Source organism: Psychrobacillus sp. Z16_25, assembly GCF_056856695.1.
On the sequence record NZ_JBXEOV010000003.1, the window covers coordinates 1 to 25,809 of the forward strand.

At 40.8% G+C, this 25,809-nt stretch carries 25 protein-coding genes, 1 rRNA gene and 1 other annotated feature; all 26 genes read right to left on the reverse strand.

The window, feature by feature from the left end; genetic code table 11:
- Window positions 1-279 (reverse strand): 16S ribosomal RNA (locus AC1VU3_RS04525); the annotation flags it as partial.
- A 459-nt stretch (window positions 280-738) separates the two neighbouring features.
- The gene (locus AC1VU3_RS04530; RefSeq protein ID WP_480390070.1) at window positions 739-906 is read right to left on the reverse strand and encodes a phage minor capsid protein; all 168 of its coding nucleotides are present in this window, start codon (window positions 904-906) and stop codon (window positions 739-741) included.
- Window positions 907-979: 73 nt separating this feature from the next.
- The gene (locus AC1VU3_RS04535) at window positions 980-1,267 is read right to left on the reverse strand and encodes a hypothetical protein (RefSeq protein ID WP_480390066.1); all 288 of its coding nucleotides are present in this window, start codon (window positions 1,265-1,267) and stop codon (window positions 980-982) included.
- A gap of 83 nt (window positions 1,268-1,350) precedes the next feature.
- Window positions 1,351-4,113 carry an isoleucine--tRNA ligase gene (gene ileS, locus AC1VU3_RS04540; RefSeq protein ID WP_480390065.1) on the reverse strand — a complete coding sequence of 921 codons (2,763 nt, stop codon included), beginning with the start codon at window positions 4,111-4,113 and terminating at the stop codon, window positions 1,351-1,353.
- Between the two features lie 48 nt (window positions 4,114-4,161).
- Window positions 4,162-4,385: a binding site (T-box leader), on the reverse strand.
- 59 nt (window positions 4,386-4,444) lie between these two features.
- Entirely contained in the window at window positions 4,445-4,954 is a 510-nt protein-coding gene (locus AC1VU3_RS04545; RefSeq protein WP_480390064.1) for a DivIVA domain-containing protein, read from the reverse strand.
- Window positions 4,955-5,052: 98 nt separating this feature from the next.
- Window positions 5,053-5,841 (reverse strand): YlmH family RNA-binding protein, encoded by a 789-nt coding sequence (locus AC1VU3_RS04550; RefSeq protein WP_480390063.1) that lies wholly within the window; start codon window positions 5,839-5,841, stop codon window positions 5,053-5,055.
- A gap of 75 nt (window positions 5,842-5,916) precedes the next feature.
- Window positions 5,917-6,180: a YggT family protein gene (locus AC1VU3_RS04555; RefSeq protein WP_480390062.1), complete on the reverse strand. Its 264-nt coding sequence runs from the start codon at window positions 6,178-6,180 to the stop codon at window positions 5,917-5,919.
- A 19-nt stretch (window positions 6,181-6,199) separates the two neighbouring features.
- The gene (locus AC1VU3_RS04560) at window positions 6,200-6,679 is read right to left on the reverse strand and encodes a cell division protein SepF (RefSeq protein ID WP_480390061.1); all 480 of its coding nucleotides are present in this window, start codon (window positions 6,677-6,679) and stop codon (window positions 6,200-6,202) included.
- Window positions 6,676-7,371 (reverse strand): YggS family pyridoxal phosphate-dependent enzyme, encoded by a 696-nt coding sequence (locus AC1VU3_RS04565; RefSeq protein WP_482983033.1) that lies wholly within the window; start codon window positions 7,369-7,371, stop codon window positions 6,676-6,678. Before AC1VU3_RS04565 ends, AC1VU3_RS04560 begins: the two co-directional genes overlap by 4 nt.
- Before the next feature lie 76 nt (window positions 7,372-7,447).
- Window positions 7,448-7,687 (reverse strand): PRC-barrel domain-containing protein, encoded by a 240-nt coding sequence (locus tag AC1VU3_RS04570; protein ID WP_482982911.1) that lies wholly within the window; start codon window positions 7,685-7,687, stop codon window positions 7,448-7,450.
- Between the two features lie 69 nt (window positions 7,688-7,756).
- The gene (sigG, locus tag AC1VU3_RS04575; RefSeq protein WP_480390059.1) at window positions 7,757-8,539 is read right to left on the reverse strand and encodes an RNA polymerase sporulation sigma factor SigG; all 783 of its coding nucleotides are present in this window, start codon (window positions 8,537-8,539) and stop codon (window positions 7,757-7,759) included.
- A gap of 90 nt (window positions 8,540-8,629) precedes the next feature.
- Entirely contained in the window at window positions 8,630-9,331 is a 702-nt protein-coding gene (sigE, locus tag AC1VU3_RS04580; protein WP_480390068.1) for an RNA polymerase sporulation sigma factor SigE, read from the reverse strand.
- 5 nt (window positions 9,332-9,336) lie between these two features.
- Window positions 9,337-10,179: a sigma-E processing peptidase SpoIIGA gene (locus AC1VU3_RS04585; RefSeq protein ID WP_482982912.1), complete on the reverse strand. Its 843-nt coding sequence runs from the start codon at window positions 10,177-10,179 to the stop codon at window positions 9,337-9,339.
- A 1,465-nt stretch (window positions 10,180-11,644) separates the two neighbouring features.
- On the reverse strand, window positions 11,645-12,805 hold the full coding sequence (gene ftsZ, locus AC1VU3_RS04590; RefSeq protein WP_480390057.1) for a cell division protein FtsZ: 1,161 nt from the start codon (window positions 12,803-12,805) through the stop codon (window positions 11,645-11,647).
- Window positions 12,806-12,845: 40 nt separating this feature from the next.
- A complete protein-coding gene (gene ftsA / locus AC1VU3_RS04595; RefSeq protein ID WP_480390056.1) occupies window positions 12,846-14,141 on the reverse strand; it encodes a cell division protein FtsA in 1,296 nt (431 codons plus the stop codon).
- A 104-nt stretch (window positions 14,142-14,245) separates the two neighbouring features.
- Window positions 14,246-14,593 carry a small basic family protein gene (locus AC1VU3_RS04600; RefSeq protein ID WP_480390055.1) on the reverse strand — a complete coding sequence of 116 codons (348 nt, stop codon included), beginning with the start codon at window positions 14,591-14,593 and terminating at the stop codon, window positions 14,246-14,248.
- A gap of 3 nt (window positions 14,594-14,596) precedes the next feature.
- On the reverse strand, window positions 14,597-15,316 hold the full coding sequence (locus AC1VU3_RS04605; protein ID WP_482982913.1) for a DUF881 domain-containing protein: 720 nt from the start codon (window positions 15,314-15,316) through the stop codon (window positions 14,597-14,599).
- Window positions 15,317-15,343: 27 nt separating this feature from the next.
- Window positions 15,344-16,054 carry a DUF881 domain-containing protein gene (locus AC1VU3_RS04610; RefSeq protein WP_480390053.1) on the reverse strand — a complete coding sequence of 237 codons (711 nt, stop codon included), beginning with the start codon at window positions 16,052-16,054 and terminating at the stop codon, window positions 15,344-15,346.
- The gene (locus AC1VU3_RS04615; RefSeq protein WP_480390052.1) at window positions 16,032-16,832 is read right to left on the reverse strand and encodes a cell division protein FtsQ/DivIB; all 801 of its coding nucleotides are present in this window, start codon (window positions 16,830-16,832) and stop codon (window positions 16,032-16,034) included. The genes AC1VU3_RS04610 and AC1VU3_RS04615 overlap by 23 nt, the downstream gene beginning before the upstream one ends.
- Window position 16,833: 1 nt before the next feature.
- Complete coding sequence (locus AC1VU3_RS04620; protein ID WP_480390067.1) at window positions 16,834-17,901, reverse strand: FtsW/RodA/SpoVE family cell cycle protein; 1,068 nt, start codon at window positions 17,899-17,901, stop codon at window positions 16,834-16,836.
- A gap of 43 nt (window positions 17,902-17,944) precedes the next feature.
- Window positions 17,945-19,297, reverse strand: a complete 1,353-nt coding sequence (murD, locus tag AC1VU3_RS04625) for a UDP-N-acetylmuramoyl-L-alanine--D-glutamate ligase (RefSeq protein ID WP_480390051.1) — start codon at window positions 19,295-19,297, stop codon at window positions 17,945-17,947.
- Window positions 19,298-20,269, reverse strand: a complete 972-nt coding sequence (gene mraY, locus AC1VU3_RS04630) for a phospho-N-acetylmuramoyl-pentapeptide-transferase (RefSeq protein ID WP_480390050.1) — start codon at window positions 20,267-20,269, stop codon at window positions 19,298-19,300.
- A 53-nt stretch (window positions 20,270-20,322) separates the two neighbouring features.
- Window positions 20,323-22,188, reverse strand: a complete 1,866-nt coding sequence (locus tag AC1VU3_RS04635; RefSeq protein WP_480390049.1) for a penicillin-binding transpeptidase domain-containing protein — start codon at window positions 22,186-22,188, stop codon at window positions 20,323-20,325.
- Between the two features lie 91 nt (window positions 22,189-22,279).
- Window positions 22,280-24,445, reverse strand: a complete 2,166-nt coding sequence (locus AC1VU3_RS04640) for a penicillin-binding protein (protein WP_482982914.1) — start codon at window positions 24,443-24,445, stop codon at window positions 22,280-22,282.
- 35 nt (window positions 24,446-24,480) lie between these two features.
- Window positions 24,481-24,846: a cell division protein FtsL gene (gene ftsL, locus AC1VU3_RS04645; RefSeq protein WP_480390047.1), complete on the reverse strand. Its 366-nt coding sequence runs from the start codon at window positions 24,844-24,846 to the stop codon at window positions 24,481-24,483.
- Window positions 24,847-25,797 (reverse strand): 16S rRNA (cytosine(1402)-N(4))-methyltransferase RsmH, encoded by a 951-nt coding sequence (gene rsmH, locus AC1VU3_RS04650; RefSeq protein ID WP_480390046.1) that lies wholly within the window; start codon window positions 25,795-25,797, stop codon window positions 24,847-24,849. It abuts the gene before it with no gap.
- Window positions 25,798-25,809 lie beyond the last annotated feature (12 nt).

Here is a 25,809-nt window from a genome sequence, read left to right on the forward strand (position 1 = left end):
GTAGGCCGTTACCCCACCAACTAGCTAATGCGCCGCGGGCCCATCCTGTAGTGACAGCCGAAGCCGCCTTTCAACATCCCCACATGTGTGGAGATGGATTATTCGGTATTAGCACCGGTTTCCCGGAGTTATCCCAATCTACAGGGCAGGTTGCCCACGTGTTACTCACCCGTCCGCCGCTGAATCAGAAGAAGCAAGCTTCTTCATCATCCGCTCGACTTGCATGTATTAGGCACGCCGCCAGCGTTCGTCCTGAGCCAGGATCAAACTCTCCATAAAATTAGCTTACGAAACACATCGTGTCTCGAAAACTTCTAAAATAGATAAGCTTTGATAGCTCATAAATTTTGCTGGCATCATCATAAAATGATGTCATTTGTTTTGCGATATGTTTCAATCGCTGTATATCTTGACGTTTTGCATGTTCAGTTTTCAATGTTCATTTTTCGCTATCTCAATGACAGCTAAATTAGAATAACATCTTCTCTTAGAAGAGTCAATAACTTTTTTTAAATTTATTTTCATAATCTTGTACTCGATAAATTCGCAGCTATTTTATTTTACATAATGGATTATTTCTATTGGTACAACTTTATAAAGCTGCCCAACTCGGATTAGTTCAACTAATAAGTCAGACTGTAAATAAAGATACAGCATTAATTACAGTAATAAATGAAGTTATTACAGTTAATTCATTTCTTCGGAAAGCGTCAAAGACAGTTTCGCCTTTCTGACCTGTCACTCCAACTGCCGTTGTTTCTGTACGACCTTTCCTCTCTCATAAGCATCATCTACATCGTATTGCTTTTGATTGTTGGTGTTCATGCCCTCGACGAATGGATAAAGGATATGTCTACAATTGACTCCTCTATTTCCTCCTGGAGTACCATAACCAAGTTCATAGATACTTGGATATTCTGGGTCACTTGAAGGATTGCTCGCAGAAGCAACTTCCCCTTAAATCATGGAGCATTCTTTCCTAGACAGTCATAGATGGTCTTAATTGTTCATCCTCTATTAGGTCCAAAGTTTTTTCATTTTTACGACTTTGGTCTGCATTTTTTACGACTTTCATTTCCCGTGTATTTCTGCTACAATCATCGCTTTTTTTGCTACAATCAAGCTCCTTTTTGCTACAATCAATTTCTCGAGCGCCTCCCGCTACTATTTTTGCTACAATGACCTGCATTTCTGCTACAATCACCGCTAGTTTTGCTACATTCAACACCATTTCTGCTACAATCACCCCTGTTTTTGCTACAATCATGCTCAGTTTTACGACTTTCCATTTCTACACACCCCCTCCCAACAAAAAAAACGAGCAAGCGCAAGGCTTGCTCGTTCATCATCTTATACGTAATGTTTTTCTACTACTTCTGCACAGCGAGTACATAATGTTGGGTGTGCTTCGTTTGTGCCTACTGTTTCAGAGATTGTCCAGCAGCGTTCACATTTTTCTCCGTCTGCTTTTACGACTACTACAGAAGCATGCTCTAATGCCAAGCTTTCTGCTGGAGCGTCTGCAGGAGAACCTGCTAGCTCGAACTGAGAAACGATGAATAGCTGTGCGAAATCGATTGCATCTGTTGCAAATAGGTCGCGGTATTCATGTTTCACGTATAACGTTACTTTTGCTTCTAGCGATTTACCGATTGTTTTTGCATTACGTGTTTCTTCTAATGCTTTTAATACATCGTCGCGAAGCTCCATAATTTTTTCCCATTTTGGTGCAAGCTCTTGGAATGCTGGATAGTCTACTGCTTCTGGCATATCTGTCAGCTGGATGCTTTCTTCCTCTTCATGCGCTAGGTAAGCCCAAAGCTCATCTGTTGTATGTGGAAGAATTGGTGTCACTAGCTTCAATAGTGCTAGTAGCGTATCGTACATCACCGTTTGCATTGCACGACGAGCTGGGTCGTCTTGACCGTAGATGTATACAACGTCCTTCGCGATATCTAGGTAGAAGGAGCTTAATTCACCAGATACGAAATTGTTCACTGTGTGGTAAACAGTTGCGAAGTCGTAACGGTCATATGCAGCACGTACTGTTTTGATTACCTCTTGAAGCTTCATGTACATGTATTGATCCACTTCACGAAGGTCTTCAAATGCCACACGATCATTTACCGGATGGAAGTCCGTGATGTTTCCGTGTAAGAAACGGAACGTGTTACGGATTTTGCGGTAAACCTCTGTTACTTGCTTGAAGATTGCATCGGATACACGAACATCAGCAGTGTAGTCTACAGAAGCAACCCATAGACGAACGATGTCTGCTCCCAGCTGTTTCATTACTTTCGCTGGAACGATGACGTTTCCAAGTGATTTACTCATCTTGCGTCCTTCGCCATCTAATGTGAAACCATGGCTTAGTAATCCTTTATATGGTGCATGACCGTACATCGCTGTGCTTGTGATTAGTGATGAGTTGAACCATCCACGATATTGGTCAGATCCTTCTAAATATAAATCTGCTGGGAACACTAAATCGTCACGCTCTGCAAGCACTCCTTGGTGAGAGGAGCCTGAGTCGAACCAAACGTCCATGATATCTGTTTCTTTTGTGAAGATGCCGTTTGGACTTCCTGGGTGTGTAAAGCCCTCTGGCAATAAATCCTTTGCATCTCTTTCAAACCAGATGTTCGATCCGTGCTCACGGAACAGCTTCGCCACATGTTCGATTGTTTCTTCTGTTAAGATTTCCTGACCATTTTCCGCATAGAATACTGGGATTGGAACACCCCATACACGCTGACGAGAAATACACCAGTCTCCACGGTCACGAATCATATTATAAAGACGAGTTTCTCCCCATGCAGGTGTGAACTTCGTTTCTTTGATTGCTTGAAGCAGCTGATCTCTGAATGCCTCAATAGACGCAAACCATTGTGGCGTCGCACGGTAAATTACCGGTTTTTTCGTGCGCCAGTCATGTGGATAGGAGTGCGTGAAGAATGTCAGCTTTTCAAGTGCACCAGCTTCTTTTAATGCCTCTGTGATTGCTTTATTCGCATCATCATAAAATAATCCTTCAAAGCCAGGTGCCTCTTCTGTCATAACCCCGCGGTCGTTCACTGGACAAAGCACATCCAAGCCATATGCTTTCCCTACGTAGAAGTCATCTTCCCCGTGACCTGGTGCTGTATGAACACAGCCCGTACCAGAATCAGTTGTTACGTGCTCTCCTAAGATGATTAGAGAATCTCTATCATAAAGTGGATGCTTCGCAACAAGGCGGTCCATTTCTTCACCCATTACCGTGCGCTCTACTGTGTACTCTTCCCAGCCAAGCTCAGAAGCTACTGATTCTACTAAATCTTTTGCTACGACAAATTTAGAATCCTTCGCTGACACCACTGCATACTCTACCTTTGGATGTAAGGAAATCGCTAAGTTTGCAGGAATCGTCCATGGAGTTGTCGTCCAGATGATGAACTTCGTGCCTTCTTCTAGCACGCCTTTTCCTTCTGTCACCGCAAAGCTCACATAGATAGATGGAGACTTTTTATCTTGATATTCAATTTCTGCTTCTGCTAACGCAGATTCACTGGATGGAGACCAGTAAACTGGCTTTAAGCCTTTATAGATATAGCCTTTTTTCGCCATCTCTCCAAATACTTGAATTTGACGAGATTCAAATTCTGGCTTCAGTGTTACGTATGGGTTTTCCCAATCACCGCGAACACCTAGACGCTTGAATTGAGCGCGTTGGTTTTCAATTTGCTCATACGCATAGTCTTCACAAAGCTTTCTGAACTCTGCTAAGGAAAGCTCTTTGCGTTTAACTCCTTTATTCGTTAACGCCTGCTCGATTGGTAGACCGTGCGTATCCCAGCCTGGTACATATGGTGCATGGAATCCCGTCATCGATTTTTGACGTACGATGATGTCCTTCAATACCTTGTTTAAGGCATGGCCCATGTGGATATCTCCGTTTGCGTATGGAGGACCATCATGTAAAACGAAGAATGGTCTATCCTTCGTACGGTCTAGTACCTTTTGATAAATGTCTTGCTCTTCCCATTTTGCTTGAATGTCTAGCTCTTTTACTGGCAAATTACCACGCATTGGGAAATCTGTCTTTGGCATCAGTAATGTGTCTTTGTATTCCATATTTGCTCCTCCTTTAATTTGACGAAAAATAAAAACTCCCCATCCCAACAAAGGGACGAGGAGTAAGATTCTCGCGGTACCACCCTAATTGTGGTCTCTAAGATAGAAACCACCACTTAGTATGTCATAACGGGACATAAACCGGAGATACTTACACGTTTTCAGTATCTCAGCTCCAAAGTGATCCTCTAAAGTATTTCTTGCTTGAGCTTTCACCATCCTCAAGTCGCTAAACTGAAATTTCCTTTAGACATCTTTATCTACGCTGTTGCTTGTTATATATGAAGTAATTATAGGTAATGTATGATGAACAGTCAAGAAGGTTGACGGATTATTCCTCCGTAGCTGAAATACGCTCAATAGCTGCTGTATCTACATCATACTCCATTAGATGATTCCAATCATCTGTGTTGATAAGATCCAGCTGTGCTTCTATAAGCATTTTAAAGCGATTGCGGAATACCTTAGACTGCTTTTTCAGTTCTTCAATCTCTAATGCTATCTTTCTAGCTTTAGATAAAGCTTCATTGACAATACGGTCTGCATTTTTTTCCGCTTCCTTCACAATAAGCTTTGCCTCTTTTTGAGAATTGCGACGAACTTCCTCTGCTGCTTCTTGAGCAACAACAATCGATTTATGTAATGTTTCTTCAAGGGAAGTGAAGTGCCCTACTTGTTCTGATGTAGCCTTTAATCTGTTTTCAAGCTCCTTCTTTTCCTTTAGGATAATTTCTAAGTCCTTCATAACCTGATCTAAGAATTCGTTTACTTCATCCTCGTTATATCCACGAAAGCCTTTACTGAATTCCTTGTTATGTATATCAAGCGGTGTTAATGGCATTTACTCCAGCTCCTTTACATTCTATCATTCTCTTCCCTCTATTATACAATTACCAGGGGATGAATACATCAAAATTTAAAATTTTATTGGGAATAATATTAGTTTTTTTGCTCTAATTTTCCAATTTGGAGTCGAATCTTATCTTTCTTTGTTCTTCCTTCAATCATTAATAGCTTGACTCTGCCCAGTCCACGCACAGAAAGTAAGTCCAATTCCTGTAGCTCCAGAGAGGTTTGGTCTCGTTCCGCCCAGTTCACCTTTACCTTTCCACCTGTAATCAGTGCTGCTGATTTTTGACGAGAAATGTTAAAAACGGAGGAAATGACCGTATCGAGTCTAAGAGAGCTGACAATATGAAGCTCTGACAGCCACTCTTCTTGTTGTGGGAAATAAAGTGCAGGATCCTCCACCAATTCCACTTGAACCTTCACTTTTCCTATACTTGTTAAATTGGCACGAACGTATTCCAAGACCTCACTTGCCACCACAAATTGAATGGAATCGTCCTGCACACGGATATCTCCAAATTTACTGCGATCCATGCCAAGAGACATAATTGCTCCAAGTACATCCTTATGACGGAGGGTAACAAACTTCTTCGGATATTTCACCTCCATCACAGCAAGCGAAAAATCACTATCCTGAGGCTCAAAATAAGAAGGATAGAGTAGCACACGCTGACGCTCTGCCTCTTCCAGTGCTCCTGCTACAGCCGATTCCACGCCTTCGTATTGTCTACGAAGAGTATCGAGGATAAACCGCTGTCTTGGATCTAAAAAGTCTGTAAGACGAGGGGCATACCGATCCTCCACCTCACGAATCATATTTACTGCCTGTTCTATAAAAGGCTGCTCATCCTTACGAAAATGCTGTAATAAATGCTCCATAAAAAATGCTCCCTTAAAAGTAAAACCCCACAAAAGTGAGGTCTATTACGTCTTCCATATTTAGATTGTTTATTGCTACATCAAATAGAATAGTACAGATATCACACCTCTTAAAGCTAACTGTAAAGCAAAAATAGCAACAATCGGTGAAATATCAATCATCCCAATTGGGGGAATAAATCTTCGGAAGATGTCTAGATATGGTTCACAAATCTTCCCTAATGCTTGGCCAAAGCTGGATTCTCTTACATTCGGAAGCCAAGACATAAAAATATAAATGATTAGCGCATACATGTAGAATGTAACTGCTGTATTTATTACCTGAATCAAAATTAACATGTTTAAGAAAGCTCCTCTATTAATCTAAATCATTGTAATAGTAATCGGAAATCGTTCCTGCTACCTCGACTGAGTCAGGTGCACACAAGAATATGTCTGTTCCAATACGTTGAATATCTCCTCCTAAAGCATACACGGTTCCACTCAAGAAATCGATAATTCTGATTCCCTGTTCCTTGTCAATTCTTTGAAGGTTTACAATGACTGCTCTTTTATTTTTTAAATGCTCCGAGATATCCTGTGCTTCTGCATAAACTCTCGGTTCCATCAAGATTACCTTTGAAGATTTTTGCATATTTTGAATGCTAACAAGGTTAGGAACATTGGTATCCTTTGGCACGGCACTTACCTTTCTTTCTTTTGCATATTTTACTGGCTGTTGTTTTACAGGCTGCTCCATTGCCTGTTGCTGAGGTCTCGGAGATTGTTGAGTTGTAGCAGCTGCTTCTTCATCCTCTTCTAAATAGAAGAAATTTTTTACCCAGTTCTTCATGCTCATACATCTTCCTCCTTATCCTGCCCAACTAAAGCAGTTCCAACTCTTATGAATGTTGCTCCTTCTTCAATGGCAATTTCATAGTCTCCAGACATACCCATGGAGAGTTCTGTACAAGGGGCATGAGGATACTGCTTTGCCTCTATCGTTTCTTGGAGCTCCTTTAACTTGCGAAATACTCGTCGAATAGTCTCCTCGTCCTCCGTAAGCGGTGCCATGGTCATTAAGCCGACAACCTTGATCTTAGGAAAGTCCTTTAATTGTTCAATAAAAGCTTTCGCTTCCTCATAGGCCAACCCATGCTTAGATTCTTCCTCGGCAACATTGACTTGAACAAAGCAATTCACTACGGACTCTGCTCGCTTTTCAATCTCTTCTGCCAGAGATATTCGATCAAGAGAATGAAGGTAATCAATCTTATTAATGACTGATTTTACCTTTCTAGTTTGCAAGGTCCCTATATAATGCCAAACGACATGTTCAGAAGAGATAGCTTCCTGTTTATTCGCTAATCCCTCTGGTCGGTTCTCCCCCAGATGCAGTACGCCACTTTCCATTACTTCTTTTGTTCTGTCTACCGAGACAGATTTTGTCACAGCAATTAAGCGAACTTGATCTGGATGTCGTCTAGAACGCTCACAAGCAGCTTCTATATGTTGTTGGATTGATTGTAAATTATTTTGAACACTATTCATATGAAACCAAACTTTCATCAATTGTCTTTTGTTCATTGTATCAATGAAAGCTTGTTTTATCAATGATGAACAAGTCTTAATCTCTATTTTTCGAAACAATAATAACATCTTTTCCAATTATTGAGACATTTCGAACACTGATTTTTTGTGTTTCCTTCTTTTTATTAAAAAAAGCCTGATAGCCTCCGGAAGATTCCACAATAAATGATGTAATATAGCCGGTATCCTTATCTATTTCCGCATCCACAATATACCCTAACAATTGTCCAGTAACGGATTCTATGACTTCTTTTTGCTGCGCTTCAGAAAATTTCACTTCGTCCCCTCCTTTCCACAGTATATGTTAGGACAAGAGAAAAAACGCTTTTTCTCTGAAGAAAAAGCGTTATTTCAAATTGAGCTGACTTTGGATGGTAGATAATGCACTCTTTTCTAAGCGCGAGATTTGAGCTTGTGATAAACCTAAATCAGCAGCAATCTCTGTTTGGGTAGCTCCATAGTAAATGCGTTTTGTTAAAATTTTCTTTTGACGGCTATCTAGATTTTGAAAGCTATCCTTTACGGTAAAATAGGTAACCCATTGATCTTCTGATACATCATTATCACAAAGCTGGTCCATCATATAGATAGCGTCGCCGCCATCACTGAAAATTGGCTCTTGCAGAGATACTGGATCTTGAATGGCATCCAGGGACAAAAGAATATCTTCCACTGGTATCTCTAAAATTTTTGCTAAATCCTCTAACGTAGGCTCCTCAAGGTGTTCGTTTATATATTGTTCCTTTGCTTTCATCGCTTTATATGCTATATCTCTTAAGGATCTAGATACTCTTACTGAATGGTGGTCTCGTAAATGTCTTTTAATTTCTCCAATAATCATTGGTACTGCGTATGTGGAGAAGCGAACATTATGCTTTAAATCAAAATTTTCGATGGATTTTATTAACCCGATACAACCAACTTGGAACAAATCATCCGCTTGTTCTCCGCGGTAGGCAAACCGTTGAACAAGACTTAGTACCAATCTCAAATTCCCCATTACTAATTCATCTTTTACCGATTCCTCACCAGCTTGAAGTCTTATAAATAACGCTTTCATTTGCTCGTGAGATAATAAAGGAAGCTTTGATGTATCAATGCCGCATAATTCAACTTTTGTTCTCGTCATAGCTCTTCCTCCGGACTGTTTAATAGTTCTTAGTCAGTTTGTCCGTCGGAAGAGAGATTATTCGAAGTGGAAACTATCCAATTTCAGCCATCAAGCGATAGGCTCGTTCAGTACTTCTTTTAAGTCCAAAATTATTTTTTTCTCCAACCTGGAGATATAGGATTGGGATATTCCGAGATGATCCGCAACCTCTTTTTGCGTCATTTCTTCTCGCCCATTCAAGCCAAATCGACATTGCATAATATACTTTTCCCTGTTCCCAAGAAGATTAATTGCCTCAAAAACATGCTGTCTTTCTAGCTTTTTCTCTACATCTTCAATAATCAAATCCTCACTGGTTCCTAATATATCGGATAGTAATAGCTCATTCCCATCAGAGTCTGAGTTCAATGGCTCGTCAAAGGAAACCTCTGATTTCATCCGATTCGTTTTTCGAAGATGCATCAAAATCTCATTTTCTATACACCTAGAAGCATAGGTCGCAAGCTTAATTCCTTTATCTAAATTAAATGTTTCCACCGCTTTTATTAACCCAATAGAGCCAATGCTAATTAAATCCTCAATATTCGTATTCGTTTGATCATACCTTCTTGCAATATATACAACTAAACGGAGGTTTCTTTCAATTAATACATCTCTCGCATGCTCATCGCCATTCATGAATGAAATTAACATATCGCGCTCTTCTTCTCTCGTAAGTGGTTTTGGTAGTGATTCGCTTCCTCCAATATAATGAACCGGTTTTCTTCGTAGCGATAATATCCAGTAATATATGCGACGAATAAAGGGCATAATCATTATTTAACACTCCTCTTTTTTAGATGATAATAGCTGGAACTGTGTAAGATGCCATCTGCTTCATGAGGAAATTTTTCTTTCCCCCTAGTTAGTACGATATAGCCTTTCGGGAGCTTTTCTTCTCCAATCATCCACTGCTCAAATCTTATGCCAATTACCCACGCCTTCTCTTTTTGAATGGTAGCAATTGGAATTAATCTCACCATTGCAGCATATTCTTTTGGGAGTCCATCTAAGCCTTGGTAATCCTGGCTATCCCAGCTTTCTATAAACTGATATAGTACAGGTGGAATGATGTCCTTCACTGCATCACTAGACAAAAAGTGAACCGGTTCATTGGAAAGCGGCTCTCGACAAACATTGCCGGAGTCTATAAATAATTGAAGCTCCTTCTGTTGTCCGAACAGATGCAAGTCGGAAGCAAAAACTAAATTTCTTTCTGTTTGAGAGATATGCACCCTAAGTACATGCTTGGACAATAGATATAATCCACCTATAGCAATAAGTCCATAATTGATGAGCATAAATGTTTGTCCAGTTTTTTCGTACATCGGCGCTATCGCAGTTAACAAGCCTCCCGCAAAGAGCGTGGCTAATAATGTGAGAGACATCGCTTTCAGCATCTGCGTCCGCTTTTTCCAAAATGCAATTCCCAGCATCAGAAAGAACGTGAGCAACAATGTCATCACATGGTGTGCGAACAGAACTGTAAGTACCCCAGCAACAAAGGCAGACAGAAGCAAATATCTCTTTTGATTTTCAATCCAACCGATTCTGTTCGCAAACGCTAAAACCGTATAATTGAAAAACGTATTCGTTGCTATCATTACTTCTGCGTACATAGCTCTCCCCCCTTTTGATAAAATCTTATCACCTACCAATTAAGAACTTTGTCAAAATAAAAGGTCGAATCCACATTTTCGAGCGACAAATTTTTAACAGGCGGAGGCATGCTAACAGAGCTCTCGGAGGAACATTAGGGACTCTATCAATTAATAGAACCCTCGAAATGGGTCAAATTATGGGAACCGAGCTCTTAAAATTTCATTAGGGATATCAGTAAATAAATTCCCTTTAACCCTGGCAATTCATGAGAACCGAGCAATACCTCCGGAGTTCTGTGCAGTAGACAGCGGTGTTCGAGCAGTAATTTGGGCACCGAGCAATAGAACCCCAGGAACGAACAATACCTCCCCATTTTCGAGCGATAGACCTGGATTTCCGCGCAGTAGACTGTTGCTTTCGAGCAGTAATACCTCTTTCAGAGTAAAACCATCCAGTTTCAGAGCAATTTTCTCTCGCTTGGTAAGATCTGCTTACTGAGTATCCGATTGTTTAGGTGAAATCCTATTTTTTCGTTTACACTAATTCTCGCTCGAATAGCAAGGTCAGTCTTACTTATCGGTCATTACTGGATTTTGAGGAAATACTCCTTACTCTCGTTCGCAAGGGATTTATTCTCGTTCAAGGAGTAGTTACTCTCGGATAGGTGAACTTTACTCTCGGATAGAAGCTATTTATTCTCATTCAACAGGAATACTCTCGTTCGGCGACCCGTTATTCTCGTTCACAAGCAATTTACTCTCGCTCGGCAAGCCCCCGCTTCCCAGCGATCCGATGAATCAGTAAGGAGAACCTCCTCTATCTCATTTACACTAATATTCGCTCGGATAGCATGGTCAGTCCACTTATTAATCGTCACTGAATCAGGTGGAGATCCTCCTTACTCTCGTTCGTGAGGGATTTATTCTCGTTAGCCAGAACTTTACTCTCGGATAGGTGAACTTTATTCTCGGATAGAAGCTATTTATTCTCATTCAACAGGAATACTCTCGTTCGGCGGGACATTACTCTCGTTTAGGAGCAATTTTCTCTCACTCGGCAAGCCCCTGCTTATCAGGGAAACGATGGATTAGGAGGAAATCCTATTTTTATCGTTTCCACTTAGTATTCGCTCGGATAGCAAGGTCAATCTTACTTATGGGTCATTACTGGATTATGAGGAAATTCTGCTTACTCTCGTTCGCGAGGAATTTATTCTCGTTCAAGTAGTAGTTACTCTCGGATAGGTGAACTTTATTCTCGGATAGAAACTATTTATTCTCATTCAAAGGGAATACTCTCATTCAGCGACCCGTTATTCTCGTTCACAAGCAATTTACTCTCACTCGGCAAGCCCCACTTCCCGGCCATCCGATGAATAAGCAAGAGGAACCTCCTCGAAATGACACGTTACCTCACTAAGTTCCAGCCAACAAAAAAGACTGTAGAAGTCGAATCTTCTACAGTCTCAAATCTAGTAAGCTATTAGTTTCTACGTTGACGGTTGCGTAGGAAGGTTGGGATATCCAGTGCATCGTCTTGTGATGAATGATTGTTTATAGGACGTTCCTGTTGGAAAGTTGGCTGGGAGTGCTGTGGCTCCTCTTTTCTAGCTTCTCGCTGAGTAGTTGCAGCTTGCTGTGCACGTGCTGCTCCTAAACCACCAGTTCTTGGTTGCTTTTGTGCGATGATTTCTTCGTTGAAGCCAGTTGCAATTACGGTTACCACGATTTCGTCTTTTAAGTTGTCATTGATGACAGAACCGAAGATCATGTTTACTTCTTCGTCAGATGCGGATGCTACGATGTCTGCCGCCTCTTGAACTTCAAATAGACTTAGATTGGAGCCGCCTGTGATATTCATTAGGACACCAGTTGCTCCATCGATGGATGTCTCTAGTAAAGGACTGGAAATAGCTTTCTTTGCAGCCTCCGCAGCGCGGTTTTCTCCTGCAGAAATACCGATTCCCATTAGAGCCGCACCTTTATTAGACATAATTGTTTTTACATCAGCGAAGTCAAGGTTAATTAAACCAGGTACTGCGATCAAGTCAGAAATACCTTGTACCCCTTGGCGTAATACGTTGTCTGCCTCTCTAAATGCTTCTAGCATTGGCGTGTTTTTATCCACGATTTCTAGAAGACGGTCATTTGGAATGACAATTAATGTATCTACTGCTTCCTTCATCATACCGATTCCGCCAACTGCTTGTGTCGAGCGCTTACGACCTTCGAAAGTAAATGGACGTGTTACGACACCAACTGTTAGAGCACCTAAATCACGTGCGATTTGTGCGATAACAGGTGCAGCTCCAGTACCGGTACCGCCTCCCATACCTGCAGTAACGAAGACCATGTCTGCTCCTCGTAGAGCTTCCTCAATAATTTCTTTACTTTCTTCTGCTGCTTTCTTTCCTACCTCAGGATTTGCACCTGCTCCTAATCCACGAGTCAGCTTGCCGCCAATTTGCAGTTTCACTTCTGCTTTGGACATATTTAGTGCTTGAGCATCTGTATTAACAGCAATAAAGTCTACACCCTGCACACCATGCTCGATCATTCGGTTAACGGCGTTGTTTCCTCCGCCACCTACTCCGATTACTTTAATAATAGCCAATTGATCTTCATTCGTTTCAAATTCTAACATCCTATTGCCTCCTATACCCTTCACTATGATAAAAGTTACGTCATTCGAAGAACTTGTCAAATAGTTTTTTTGCTTTTGTCATTGCACTTTCTTTATTTCCATTTGTCGGTTTCTTTTGTGGTGTTTGTTTTTGATTTTTAGGACTTGCTGTTACTTCACTTGACTCCATTTCAGACAATGCTTGGCTATTGCCAATTTTACCATAGAAAAGGTCTTCTTTATAGGCATATCTTATAAGGCCAACAGCAGTTGTGTATTGCGGCTCTCTTACCCCGATATAATCTGGGGTATAAAGTCTTACTCTCGTCTGGAGAATATGTCTAGCGAGATGCCCTATTCCTTCTAGCTTGGAAACACCACCCGTAATCACTACGCCACCAGGAAGGTCCTGAACTCCCATTCGATAAAAATCCTCTAGGATCAGTTCAAATAACTCCTCTAATCGGACACCAATGATTTCTGCGATGTAACGCTGTGAATACTGCTCCTTCATGTCAGCTCCGATTACAGGAACCTCGAAAAGCTCGTCCTCTGAAGCATCATCATAGAAGGCATGTCCATAGCGTAATTTAATCATCTCTGCTTGCTCCGTCGGCGTCTTCAATACAATGGATAAATCCTTTGTAATATGGTCTCCACCTACCGGAATGACAGAGGTATTTACTAAATGTCCCTCGTTGAAAATGGCAATAGTTGTGGAGCCACCACCGATATCTATATAAGCGGTTCCGTGGTTTTTCTCATCTTCTGTTAAAGCAAAATGTCCCCCGGCTAAAGGCTGTAAATAGATCTCTCTAATTTTTAGTCCAGCTCTTTCCACACAACGCAACACATTATGTAAGATTGTTTTGGAGGTGGTCATCATCATACCATCAAGCTCTAAACGAGTGCCAATCATGCCACGCGGATCTTTTATTTCCTCCAGATGATCAACGATAAATTGCTTAGGTACAATGCTGATAAGCTCTCTTTCTGGAGGGATAGACATTACCTGTGCGGATTCTAATACTCTGTCTAAATCTAAATCGGTAATCTCCCTATCTTCTCTGTTAACTGCTACAACACCTTTAACATTTTGTATATTCGCCATATTAGCAGGAATACCAAGGACTATTTCATGAATAGACATCCCAATCATTCTTTCCGCTTCATTTACAGCTTTTTTAATCGATTGTACAGTGGCATCTATATCAACAATGGTTCCTTTTCGTATCCCATTTGATTTTACATTTCCTACACCAATTACGTGTAGTGAATTATCATTCATTTCTCCTATCAATACCTTGATGGAGGATGAACCGATATCAAGTGATACATACATTTCTGACTGATTCAACCCGTGGCACCTCCTGAAAACTCTTTATTTATTATTCTATTGTAAAAACGATATAAAGTCTAAAAGTTTCTAAGCAAATAAGGAACATTCCTACATTTGGTTATTTATTTTCCTCTATCTGCCCATTTATTTAGTAATAAGCGACGAATTACCGCTATGTTTTGGAACAAGCGAACGCCAAATGCAAATATTGCAGCAAGATATAAATCTACCCCGAGGTGAACACCTAAAAAAGCGAGTGCTGCTGCTAGTGCGATATTAAAGAAAAATCCCGTCACAAATACCTTATCGTCATATACATGCTGTAGTTGAGCCCTAATCCCACCAAACAACGTATCTAGGGCAGCCAATACTGCAATGGAAAGATAATTTTCATAAACCTCTGGAATTTGAATATCTGTTAAAAGTCCTAAGGAAATTCCCAGAATCAAACCTAGTAATGGCAACCACATAAATTACTCTCCTCCTGGAATTTCTTGTAGGAATTCTGCGCTTACTTGCTGATCATAAGCTGTAATGACAACCTCTTCCATTGGTTGTCCAACATTCAATCGTAAATTATCTATATAAAGGTCATCAGCTAGCGAGGAAGCCTCTAATTGATTGTACATTTTCCTTGCATCCTCATAGGTTGACGTCCCGATTTTTATGATGAAGGGCGCTCGCTTGACTGCTAAATTATTAATCGTCGTTCGACCGTTTACATCTCGGATAGCAGAAGCATAAGTAACTCGTTTTCCATCTACCTCTATCGCCTTTGCTTTAAATCGATTTACTTCGTTTAATAATCTTATTAATAAATCTGGAGAAATCTCTTCTACTTTCTCTCCCACTGCCATACTCTCTAATGAGGGCTCGATTGTTAGCTCCAACCCTGGTCCACTGAATTCCTCTAGTCCAATATCCTTCTTTAATTCGTCTACTGTTTCCATCAAAGCGATTTCTGGACTTTGATTCACCATATTTTCATATTTACCGATGATTTCTTCTAAGGAGGTTACTTCTGACAGAAGCTCTGAATGAATTTCCATTTCTTTAGCTAGCTCCTGTCTAATGGTCCAAATATCACGAGTGTCTCGAACCTCTGGATCTTTTACCGTGTTATATTGAACTGCCAACATAAAACCTAAGATTAACAGTATCACAGTAAACCGAATATAGACGGTTTTTTTCATTATTCGGCCTCCTTACTCCTTGCTCTTTTATTCATTACGTAGTGCTGGCATTGTTACGTCACTCTTTTCTTCCACTGTTACTACAATATTATCATTCACTAGCTGGCTCACCACTCCCCCACCTAGGTTAAGAGCAGCAATTAACACAGAAGGATCTCCTACCGCCTCTATTTTAAAAGGTGCAGGAAATTTCTTTCCGTCTACCGTAATGACAGGACCGGTACAGACGATATGGGAGTTTGCATGAAGTCGTTGGCCGTTTATAGCGATTGCTTCCGCCCCCGATATTTTTAATTCATTAATAACCGTAAACACATGACTTTCATGGACGATGTAATCATTCGGATCCTCTTGGGAAGGATCATATGCTCCATCTTCTAGAGAAACCTCTACCCCTTTTCCTTTCGCAGGAATATCTCCTATCAGAAGTCTTAGCATTTCAGCCTCTTGGACAAGCTCTTCCACGCTTTCTTCGCTAGAAGCAAAAGACTGCTCATAGTCCCTGATTGTCTGATGTTTCTGATTGATTTCTTCCATCAGCTCCTTATTTTGCTCCTTTTGCTCTATCAGCTGTGCTCGATATTTTTCCATTTCCTTTGAATACATACCAGTTTCCTGTTCCTCTTCTCCTGCTGCAAGACTATAGGAATACGCCAGTATAAAACCAAGCACGAGACTGACCAATGAAATAAGAATACGTCCTCGGAAAGGATTCTTATGGAGTTTGTCCTTCTTCATCCCCCGTCGCCTCCTCTGTTAAGTCAATATCGATGGTTGTTTGTGAGTATGGCTGGAAGAACGAGCCTACTTCCATGTCGATGACACCCTTTAATCCTGGCTCTAGCTGACTGATAATAGACGGATAGTATTGCATCTTCTCCGCAAATGATGGAAGAATTGCTTGTACCTCATTTCCGTCATTCATAAATACCCGAATAGAAAATTTATCGTTTTCTTTCGGTGTATAGTGAATTTGTGAGATAGAATTAAGTATTTCACTCTGTAGCTTTTTGAGCTCTTTCATTAAACGAAATCGAGTATTTTCTTCCTCAAAGCCTTTCAGCAAAGGCCCGTCTATTGGTAGCACTTCTTCATAGGGTTTGATTTGCTTACCGTTCTCCAGTACCAGCTCAAAGCCATCCCCGTATTCAATATATCCCACTTTTTGGTATTCCTCTACTTTAATTGCAACTGTTGTAAACCAGTCTCTTGTCACCTTGGCTTTTTTGACCCAACCGTTACGTTCCAAAAGCTCCTCCAGTTGCTTTTCTTTAAAACTCCACATTGAGTCGCCTACTTGAATGGTTAGTTGCTCTAGATATTCTTCCATAGGGACCAAGGCAGCCCCCTCTATCTCAATCTTTTGCACTTGACTATAAGAGGATTGAAAATAGAGGACAACTGCCAATGTGAGTGTAAAGAGAAGAAGTAGAATGGAAAACTTCTTATTTGTTCTACGTCTTCTTTTTTCTTTTAAAGTAGGAATTCGATCCTCGATATCTATTACCTTTTCCATTCTACCGCCTCCCTTCTTTAATACTTGTATTTGCTAAACATAAAATAATCCCGATAATGCCCCATGTCATAACCAATGAGGAGCCACCATAGCTGATGAATGGCAATGTTACTCCTGTTACCGGGAGTAAGCCCGTTACGACACCCATATTCAAAAAGGTCTGCACCATTAGAAGCGATGTTAAGGCAATAATCATCATTTGAGCTTCCTTGGTTTTTGCACGAGCTGCTAGCATAAAGCCAGTGGTGAAAAAAATAACAAACGCTGTGATAACAATCAGACCGCCTATGAATCCTGTTTCTTCTAGTAGGATAGAAAAAATAAAATCATTCTGAGGCTCCGGTAAGTATAAAAACTTTTGTCTGCTATTTCCGTACCCAAAGCCAAACAATCCAGCAGGGCCAATCGCAAGCAACGATTGGATTGCTTGGAAACCTGAACCTAGCGGGTCTTGCCACGGATCTAAAAAGGCTTTTATTCGTTCTAGTCGATAAGGAGCGGAAATAATCAGAGCTGCCAATGCCAACACCCCAGATGCCCCTATCGCGAAAAAGAACTTAAGCGGTAATCCTGCAGCAAATAAGAGAAAAAATACGCCAACCACAAGAACAAATGCTGAACCGAAATCAGGTTGCACCATGATTAAGGCAATAGGGATCAATAAAATAGCCCCACAACGCATATAGAGTCTTTTCTTCGACTTATCTCCCTTCGCTAAGAGAGTCGCCAAGACGCCTAAAACAGCAATCTTTGCTAGCTCGGCAGGCTGGAAATTCGTAAATCCTAACGAAATCCAGCTTTGCGAGCCATTTCGCACGACTCCTATTCCTGGGATTAAAACAGCAATAAGAAGAACGACGGCTAGTATATATAGCATGTTCCAAAACTTTTCAGACCGAATGAATACCCTACTTTGAATCACATAAGCACCTGCGATCCCAAGTCCTAAGAAAATAGCTTGTTTAACCGCGAAGGGCATTTGCCCCTGATAGTGCACTTGGCTCCAATAAGAGCCAGCCGAGTGCACGAAAAAAATGCCAACCAACGATAAAAAAAGGACTGATGCTATAAAAAATAGCGTTACTTTATCTTTCGACTATGCCATCCTTTCACTACTTTAACTGCTGCACTTGTTCAATAAATTCATTCCCTCTCAACTCGAAGCTAGCATACTGGTCCCAGCTTGCACATGCTGGTGAGAGAAGAACGATATCTCCTTCTGAGGAGCACTCTACTGCATGCTTCACAGCTTCTTGGAGATTTTGTACTCTTTGAACTACAGGTATTCCTTGACTTTCACCAAAAGCTTGGAGTCTCTCTGCGGTCTCTCCAAAATGAATAAGGGCCTTTACATTACCAAGATAAGGACTCAGCTCATCAAATGAATGTCCGCGATCTACTCCACCAGCAATCCAAACTACCGGCTCATTAAACCCTTCTAACGCACTCTTAGCAGCTAACGTGTTGGTAGCCTTTGAATCGTTATAAAACTTTCTACCATTCCATTCACGTACAAACTGTGTTCTATGCTTCACACCTTGGAAGGATGCTAGCGTTTGCTGAATACTCTCTAGTGGGCAATCTACCAGTAAAGCAGCAGCAGTGGCAGCAAGCACATTCTCTAGATTGTGCTTCCCTCTAAGAGCAATGCTTGCGCGTTCCAGAATTTTATCTCCATTCCAGTAGATAAAATGCGTATCCGCACTAATTCCAATTTCCGATTTTCCACTTACAAAAAACGGCACCTTTTGTGCATTGCTCTTTTCTGCACATTCCACCACTAACGGTTGCTCAGCATTGTATATAAACCAATCCGTAGCATCCTGTCTCTTTGTAATATGGAACTTTGCCTCTACATATTCCTCGAAGCTGCCATGATAATCCAAATGCGCTTCATATAAATTTGTGAGAATAGCAATCTTCGGCTTTAATTCCTCTGTCCCCATTAACTGAAAGGAGGATAGCTCCATTACAATATGATCCTCTTTTGACGCATCTCTTGCTACTCCAGATGCCACCGTACCAATATTTCCTGCTATCAGTGGTCTTTTATTACCCTTTTCTAGCATATCCGCTATAAGTGTAGTGGTCGTAGTTTTTCCATTGGAGCCGGTAATTCCAATAATCGGTGCCTCACTAATGCGATAGGCAAGCTCTACCTCTGTCCATACAGGAATCCCACGTTTTACAGCTTCTGCAATGACTGGGTTCGTATATGGTATCCCTGGGTTTTTTACAATTAAACTAAATCCTTCATCTAGCAGATCCTCTGGGTGACTTCCACAAATGACTGTTAGGCCCTTGGATAATAAGTATTTTGCATTCTCATTCTGGTCAAAGGGCTTGGAATCATTTACCGTGACAAATGCTCCTAAATCATGAAGGATTTCTGCAGCAGCAGTTCCACTCTTCGCCAATCCTAAAACTAAAACCTTTTGATGATAGACTCTTGGTAGTTCATTCACCTACAAAACCTCCATGATCACAACAAACATCGCTGCAACAAAATTGATAGCCCAAAAAACAAGAACAATTTTACGTTCCTTCCATCCTGAAAGCTCAAAGTGATGATGAATTGGACTCATGCGGAAGATTCTCTTTCCAGTCGTTTTAAAGCTGATGACCTGCAAAATAACAGATAAGGTTTCGATTACAAAGATAATACCTACTAGCAACAAAAGGATTTCTTGCTTGATTAGGATGGAAACCATCGCTAAAGCTGCACCTAACGCAAGAGAACCAGTATCCCCCATAAATACTTTCGCAGGATTTTTATTGAACAATAAAAACCCTAGTAATGCACCTGCTACGCTAAATGTAAAAATCGCAATATCTGTTTGCTCATAAGCTAGTGCCAGCACACCAAATGTTGCGAAGGAAACAGATGCAGTTCCTGATACTAAGCCATCCAAGCCGTCTGAAAGATTAACAGCATTTGAAAACCCAACTAGCCAAAAGATAAAGAAAGCTACATAAAACTGACCCAGTTGAATTTTCATATCTGTGAATGGCACGAGCAGAGAAGTATCAAATGGACCAAACTTCAACAAGAAAAAGGCGAAAACTGCTACGACAATCTGACCAATTAGTTTTTGAAGCGATGTAAGGCCAAGATTTCTTTTTAGCACTACCTTGATAAAATCATCTAAAAACCCAATTAGCCCAAATCCAACTAGAATGATTAATAGCACAATGGTTTGAGTAGTCATTTTGTCAAAAAAGTAGGAGATAGCTAAGGTAGAGATGATGATAGAAACTAGAAATATTAAGCCTCCCATTGTTGGTGTGCCGGCTTTTTTTTGATGAGATTCCGGCCCCTCTTCTCGAATGCTCTGTCCGAATTTCATCCTTTTTAAATACGGAATGATAATAGGGGCAAGTATTACTGATATAAGAAAGCTTGTTAATAGCGTGATTATCGTTGTAGACAATGTCATAAAAAAATCTCCTTAAATACGATCAACTATCTATATTTGTTCTATAGTTATTCTTATTTTGTGTAAACATGTATAGTCCCATCCAAAGGAATCAGACTATTTTCTTTCGGAAGCTGCGATAAAATTTCATCTCCGTCTCCATGCCAGACAATTTGAAAAGGATACATATAAGCGGTGATTTCTTTTCGTTTTGTTCCTACTAAGTTTGGAACACGAGTTGTTTGTACATCGCCCCATCTATATTCCTTCTCTAGCTGTTTGCCACCACCTGTGGTCTCAAGAGAGTCCTCGATAATCTGTCCCACAATAGGAGCTGCAATTACTCCCCCAAACTGGGTACTATGCTTCGGATTGTCTATCGCCACGTAGACTAGCAACTCAGGTTTGTCTGCTGGCGCAAAACCAATGAAGGAAACGATGTATTCGCCATCCATATACCTTCCGTTTTGTACCTTTTGAGCAGTACCGGTTTTTCCACCGATTCTTAGCTGGTCTCTATAAGCATTTCGGCCGGACCCATGAGCAACTACATGCTCCAACGCTTCCCTTACTTGAGCGGAAGTTTCTTCAGAGATTATTTGCTCTTTCATTTCCGGTTTCGCAGAAGAAAGCACTTCCTTTGTTTCTCCGTCCAATACATTTTTTACAATGTATGGCTTGTAGAGATACCCACCATTGATAGCAGCTGCTACTGCTTGAACTTGTTGTATCGGTGTAACAGATATTCCTTGACCAAAGGAGGTCGTTGCGTGCTCGACAGGACCGTATCGATCTTTACTAAATAATATACCCGAGGATTCTCCAGCCATGCCTGAGCCTGTTGTTTGACCAAAGCCAAATTTCCGAATATATTCTTGAAGCTTATCTGGACCTACTCTTCTACCAAGCTCAATAAAACCAGGGTTGCAGGAATTCTCTACAACCTCTAAAAAGGTTTGGCTTCCATGACCAGATCGCTTCCAGCATCGTAATCTCGAGCCTTCTACAATGGTATACCCAGCATCATGAAAATGTTGATTCTCTAAATCTACTACCTTCTCCTCCAAAGCGGCACTTAAGGTAATAATTTTAAAGGTAGACCCGGGCTCAAACGTCATCCAAACTGGTAAATTACGATTATAAATAGTAGAATCAACTTCCTGATAGGAAGAAGGATCAAAATTAGGAGCAGAGGCCAAAGCAAGAATCTCTCCGTTATTCGGATTCATCACAATTGCAATTCCTTGTGTTGCCTCATACTTATCCATTGCCTGAGATAGTTCTCTTTCTACCACTGTTTGTATTTTCATATCAACAGTAAGCTGAACATGGTTTCCATTAACACCATTTTTCCATCCATCATCTACGTGGGGCAGAGGAATACCTTTTGCATCCGTAAACATACGAATTGCAGACTCTTTTCCTTTTAGGACAGAATCATACTGATATTCGATACCCGCTAATCCTTGTGCATCATATCCGGTAAATCCTAATAACCTAGAAAGCATTTGCCCATGTGGGTAATCTCTTATGTAGTCAATACCTGAATATAAGCCCTTAATATTCCTATCCTGTATATCCATCGCCAATTCTGAGGAAATATTCTTTCCCTCTGGAGCAATTTTCACGAGATAGGCTCTCTTATTTATTTGCTCATACAGTTTGCTTTCTTGGACTCCTAACAAAGGAGACAAGACATTTGCAACTTTTTCTGGCTCCTTGTTTTGAGAAGGCATATAGAAAAGGGTGGGAGAAAGCTTGTTGCCCACAATAATTTCACCATTTCTATCTAGTATATTCCCTCTCATCGATGCATAAGGCAGCTCCCTGTCCCAGCTTTCCTTTGCCTTCGTGGTAAGCTCATCAAATTGAAAAAATTGAAGCTGCATCAGCTTACCACCAACGGCAAGGAATAATAGGACAGTGATTAACCAAATCATACGTAATCGAACAACTTGCTTCCTTTTAGATATTATATTTTCCCCTTTATCCGTTTTAGATAACTTATGAAAAAATAGCCATGACTATGCTTTAATCTTGTGGAAGAGCTTCTTCTGTCTCTTCCTCCGAAGCTTCCACCGTTGTCGAATCCTTTGGAATTTCTAATTGAACAACAATCGGTGTATCTGCTGTCACGATAGAGCCAGCAGTTAAACTTTGAGTTGTTACGTAACCGTCTCCAACAACTTCTATTGGCAAATCGGAAAGCGCACGATAGATTAGTAGATTTCTTTTTGACCAGCCCGTAAAGTTAGGCAATTGGATATCCCCTTCTCCCTTTAGGAATACGATTCCACTAGGAATTAAAGATGTACCTTTGTCCGGGTATTGCTCTTTCACATTTTCTGACTGTCCAATTATAACAGTTTTCAACCCTAATGACTCTAAAGTTAATTGACTGCTCTCCATATTTTTACCAATTACATTTGGCATTTTTATAGGCTCCGCTATTTCCGTATTTTCAGGCTCTATATTTAAATACTTTAAGCTACTTTCTATGACAGAGTTAAATATTTCGGAAGTCGGCTGAGCCCCTGATCCAGTTGCCCCTATATTTGGTTTTTGTACTGCAACATACATGATGAGCTGTGGATCCTCTACCGGTGCCATTCCTAAGAAGGAATATAAAAACAAGCCATTGCCCCAGTAGTATTTGCCATTCCCCATTGGAATTTGTGCTGTACCTGTTTTCCCAGCAGTGGTGTATTCATTAAGCTGGAACCTTTTAGCTGTACCGTGCTCCGCTGTAACGGTGCTTGCCAAGATTTCCTTCACTTGATTTGCAGTAGCTGCAGAGATCGGTGATTTCTTTTCTTGCGGCTCGCTATCCTTCACGATTTCTCCGGTATTCGGATTTACAATCTTATCAATAACATATGGCTGCAACATTTTCCCTTCATTTGCAATGGCAGTCATCCCTTGAACAAGCTGCATTGGAGTAACAGTACTACCTTGTCCGTAAGTAGTTGTTAATCTTTCACTAGGATATTTACTTAATAGAGTCCCAGTAGCTTCATTTGGTAAATCAATTCCTGTTTTGGTTCCGAAACCGAAGCGCTTCACATAGTCCATAAAGGTTACATCACCTAATTTTTGAAGTAAATAGGCCATAGAGACATTCGATGAACGTTGAAAACCCTCTAAATAGCTGATGGTTCCCCAACCAGGTCGGTGATGGTCATATATAGTTCTATCAAAAACTTTGTAGCTACCCGACTTATACGTATCGTTCGGATTCCATACACCTTCTTCAATAGCAGCTGCAAGCGTAAAGATTTTCATGGTAGACCCTGGCTCAATGGTTTGCTCAATGGACTCGTTTAACCAGTTAGTAGATAGTCCTTCTCTCGAATTCGGCTCAAAGGTCGGTCTTTGTGCCATTGCTAATATTTCACCTGTTTTTGCGTTGGCAACGATTGCAATCATTTTTTCAGGTGTATATTTCTCTTCTGCCTTATTTAGCGCATCCTCTAAGAAATTTTGAATCGTCTTATCTAAAGTAAGATGAATATCATAGCCATCCTGTGCTTCGGTAACCATCTTCTCCGCGTTTGGCAATAAAAAGCCCTTTGTATCGCTTTGAAATTCTACCTTTCCAGGTTTACCAGTCAGTTCTTCATCATAGATATATTCTAGACCCATTTTCCCCACAGTAGTGGCTTCTCCATTCTTCCCTTCTTCCTTAAGCGCAAAACCTATAAGATGTGAGGCAAAAATACCATTTGGATAAAGTCTTTTTTTATCTTGAATAAATTCAATGCCTGGAAGCTGCAAAGATTTAATTTCAATCATTTTTTGGTGACTCAAATCTCTGCCTGCCTTACCAAATTCTACTTGGTATTTCCCCTCTTCCATTTTACTGTCTAGAAGGGTTCGAATTTCCTCCTCCGTCATATCGATATGAGCGGAAAGTGCTTTCGCTGTAGCAGCAGTATCCATGACGTGGCGTGGTACTCTACTATCCTTTGATGCTGTCTCACTAATGACAGCAATCATTTTATAGCTCAAGGTATCCTCAGCGATAATTTCACCATTACGATCCACTATTTTCCCTCTACTAGCAGGGATTATTTGCTCTCTATTATATTTAGACTCCGCCTTTGAAGCTAAAGCCTGTCCTTCTACCGTGCCAGTCACTTGAATGAATAAAAAGCGACCTAGTAATAGAAAAAAGAGCCCTCCATAAAGTAAAAACATTAGAAAGGCTCCCCATTGAAAACGAAATTTCTTATTCATTGTCCTGGCACTACCTTTACGTTTTGCTCATTTAGTTTTAAACCGAGCTCCTCCGCTTTTTTCCAAATTGATTCATAGGTAGATAATTCTCTTACTTGTATGGACAAGTCTGTATTTTCTTTTGAAGTTGTATCGATTTGCTGTTCAAGCTGCGCGATCTCAGTTGTAGTAGCACGTACCGCAGTTTGTGCCTGAACAATTGAGATTGCCAGTGTTATTACAGTAGCTAAAAGCCCAAGTAATAAGAGCTTTTCTCCTTTTGTAATAATACCCTTCTTTTGTTTTGCCTGCTTTTCAATCTGTGGTTGCTCCGGAAAAGAAGGCCTAGCTATGTATGTTTGCTGATGCTTTGGTAAAGCCATTTAAACACGTCCCTTTTCTTTTAGTTTTTCCACAATTCTTAGCTTGGCAGATCTTGAGCGATTGTTAACTTCTAATTCTTCATCTGACGGCAGTATTGGCTTTCTATTCACAAGCTTCAAGACCGGCTCCATTCCGGCTGGTATAACCGGAAGATTTGGAGGCAATTTAGGCAAGCTGGCTGCTTCCTTAAAAATCGTTTTTGCAAGCCTGTCCTCTAAGGAATGGAAAGTAATGACACTTATCCTTCCCCCAACCTTCAACAGATCGATTGCATCTTCCAAGGACTCCTCTGCTGCTCCTAATTCGTCATTAACAGCTATTCGTATAGCCTGAAAGATTCTCTTTGCAGGATGTCCACCTGTTCTTCTGGCAGCTGCAGGAATCCCAGCCTTTATTAGCTCCACCAGCTGGAAGGTTGTTTCTATCGGAGCAATCTCCCTTGCCTGCTCAATTTTACGAGCAACCTGCTTAGAGAACTTTTCTTCTCCATAACGGAAGAAAATTTTTACAAGCTTCTCATATGGCCATTCATTTACCACATGGTAGGCTGTTAGCTCACTTGTCTGGTCCATTCTCATATCAAGAGGGGCATCGTAATTATAGCTAAATCCTCTTTCAGGGGTATCTAACTGCGGAGATGAAACGCCTAAATCGTATAAAATACCATCTACTTTTTCAATCCCTAAGTCATATAGCGACTGTTTTAGGTACCTAAAATTGGCATGCACAAACGTCACACGGTCTAAATAAGGCGCTAGCTTAACCTTCGCATTTTCAATGGCTGTCATGTCCTGATCAAAACAAATCAGCCTTCCATTTTCGTTTAGCTGTTTTACTAAATATTCGCTGTGGCCTGCTCCACCAAGCGTGCAGTCCACGTATATGCCGTCTGGGCGAACAGCCAGCCCATCAACGGTTTCCTTTAGCAATACAGTAGTATGATGAAACAAGCTATTCCCTCC

Coding starts and splice junctions, on each gene's coding strand:
- AC1VU3_RS04535 (WP_480390066.1), bottom strand. CDS start 1,267: ATGATTGTAGCAAAAACAGGGGTGATTGTAGCAGAAATGGTGTTGAAT.
- ileS (WP_480390065.1), bottom strand. CDS start 4,113: ATGGAATACAAAGACACATTACTGATGCCAAAGACAGATTTCCCAATG.
- AC1VU3_RS04545 (WP_480390064.1), bottom strand. CDS start 4,954: ATGCCATTAACACCGCTTGATATACATAACAAGGAATTCAGTAAAGGC.
- AC1VU3_RS04550 (WP_480390063.1), bottom strand. CDS start 5,841: ATGGAGCATTTATTACAGCATTTTCGTAAGGATGAGCAGCCTTTTATA.
- AC1VU3_RS04555 (WP_480390062.1), bottom strand. CDS start 6,180: ATGTTAATTTTGATTCAGGTAATAAATACAGCAGTTACATTCTACATG.
- AC1VU3_RS04560 (WP_480390061.1), bottom strand. CDS start 6,679: ATGAGCATGAAGAACTGGGTAAAAAATTTCTTCTATTTAGAAGAGGAT.
- AC1VU3_RS04565 (WP_482983033.1), bottom strand. CDS start 7,371: ATGAATAGTGTTCAAAATAATTTACAATCAATCCAACAACATATAGAA.
- sigG (WP_480390059.1), bottom strand. CDS start 8,539: ATGACGAGAACAAAAGTTGAATTATGCGGCATTGATACATCAAAGCTT.
- sigE (WP_480390068.1), bottom strand. CDS start 9,331: ATGCCCTTTATTCGTCGCATATATTACTGGATATTATCGCTACGAAGA.
- AC1VU3_RS04585 (WP_482982912.1), bottom strand. CDS start 10,179: ATGTACGCAGAAGTAATGATAGCAACGAATACGTTTTTCAATTATACG.
- ftsZ (WP_480390057.1), bottom strand. CDS start 12,805: ATGTTAGAATTTGAAACGAATGAAGATCAATTGGCTATTATTAAAGTA.
- AC1VU3_RS04600 (WP_480390055.1), bottom strand. CDS start 14,593: ATGTGGTTGCCATTACTAGGTTTGATTCTGGGAATTTCCTTAGGACTT.
- AC1VU3_RS04605 (WP_482982913.1), bottom strand. CDS start 15,316: ATGAAAAAAACCGTCTATATTCGGTTTACTGTGATACTGTTAATCTTA.
- AC1VU3_RS04610 (WP_480390053.1), bottom strand. CDS start 16,054: ATGAAGAAGGACAAACTCCATAAGAATCCTTTCCGAGGACGTATTCTT.
- AC1VU3_RS04615 (WP_480390052.1), bottom strand. CDS start 16,832: ATGGAAAAGGTAATAGATATCGAGGATCGAATTCCTACTTTAAAAGAA.
- mraY (WP_480390050.1), bottom strand. CDS start 20,269: ATGACATTGTCTACAACGATAATCACGCTATTAACAAGCTTTCTTATA.
- AC1VU3_RS04635 (WP_480390049.1), bottom strand. CDS start 22,188: ATGATTTGGTTAATCACTGTCCTATTATTCCTTGCCGTTGGTGGTAAG.
- AC1VU3_RS04640 (WP_482982914.1), bottom strand. CDS start 24,445: ATGTTTTTACTTTATGGAGGGCTCTTTTTTCTATTACTAGGTCGCTTT.
- ftsL (WP_480390047.1), bottom strand. CDS start 24,846: ATGGCTTTACCAAAGCATCAGCAAACATACATAGCTAGGCCTTCTTTT.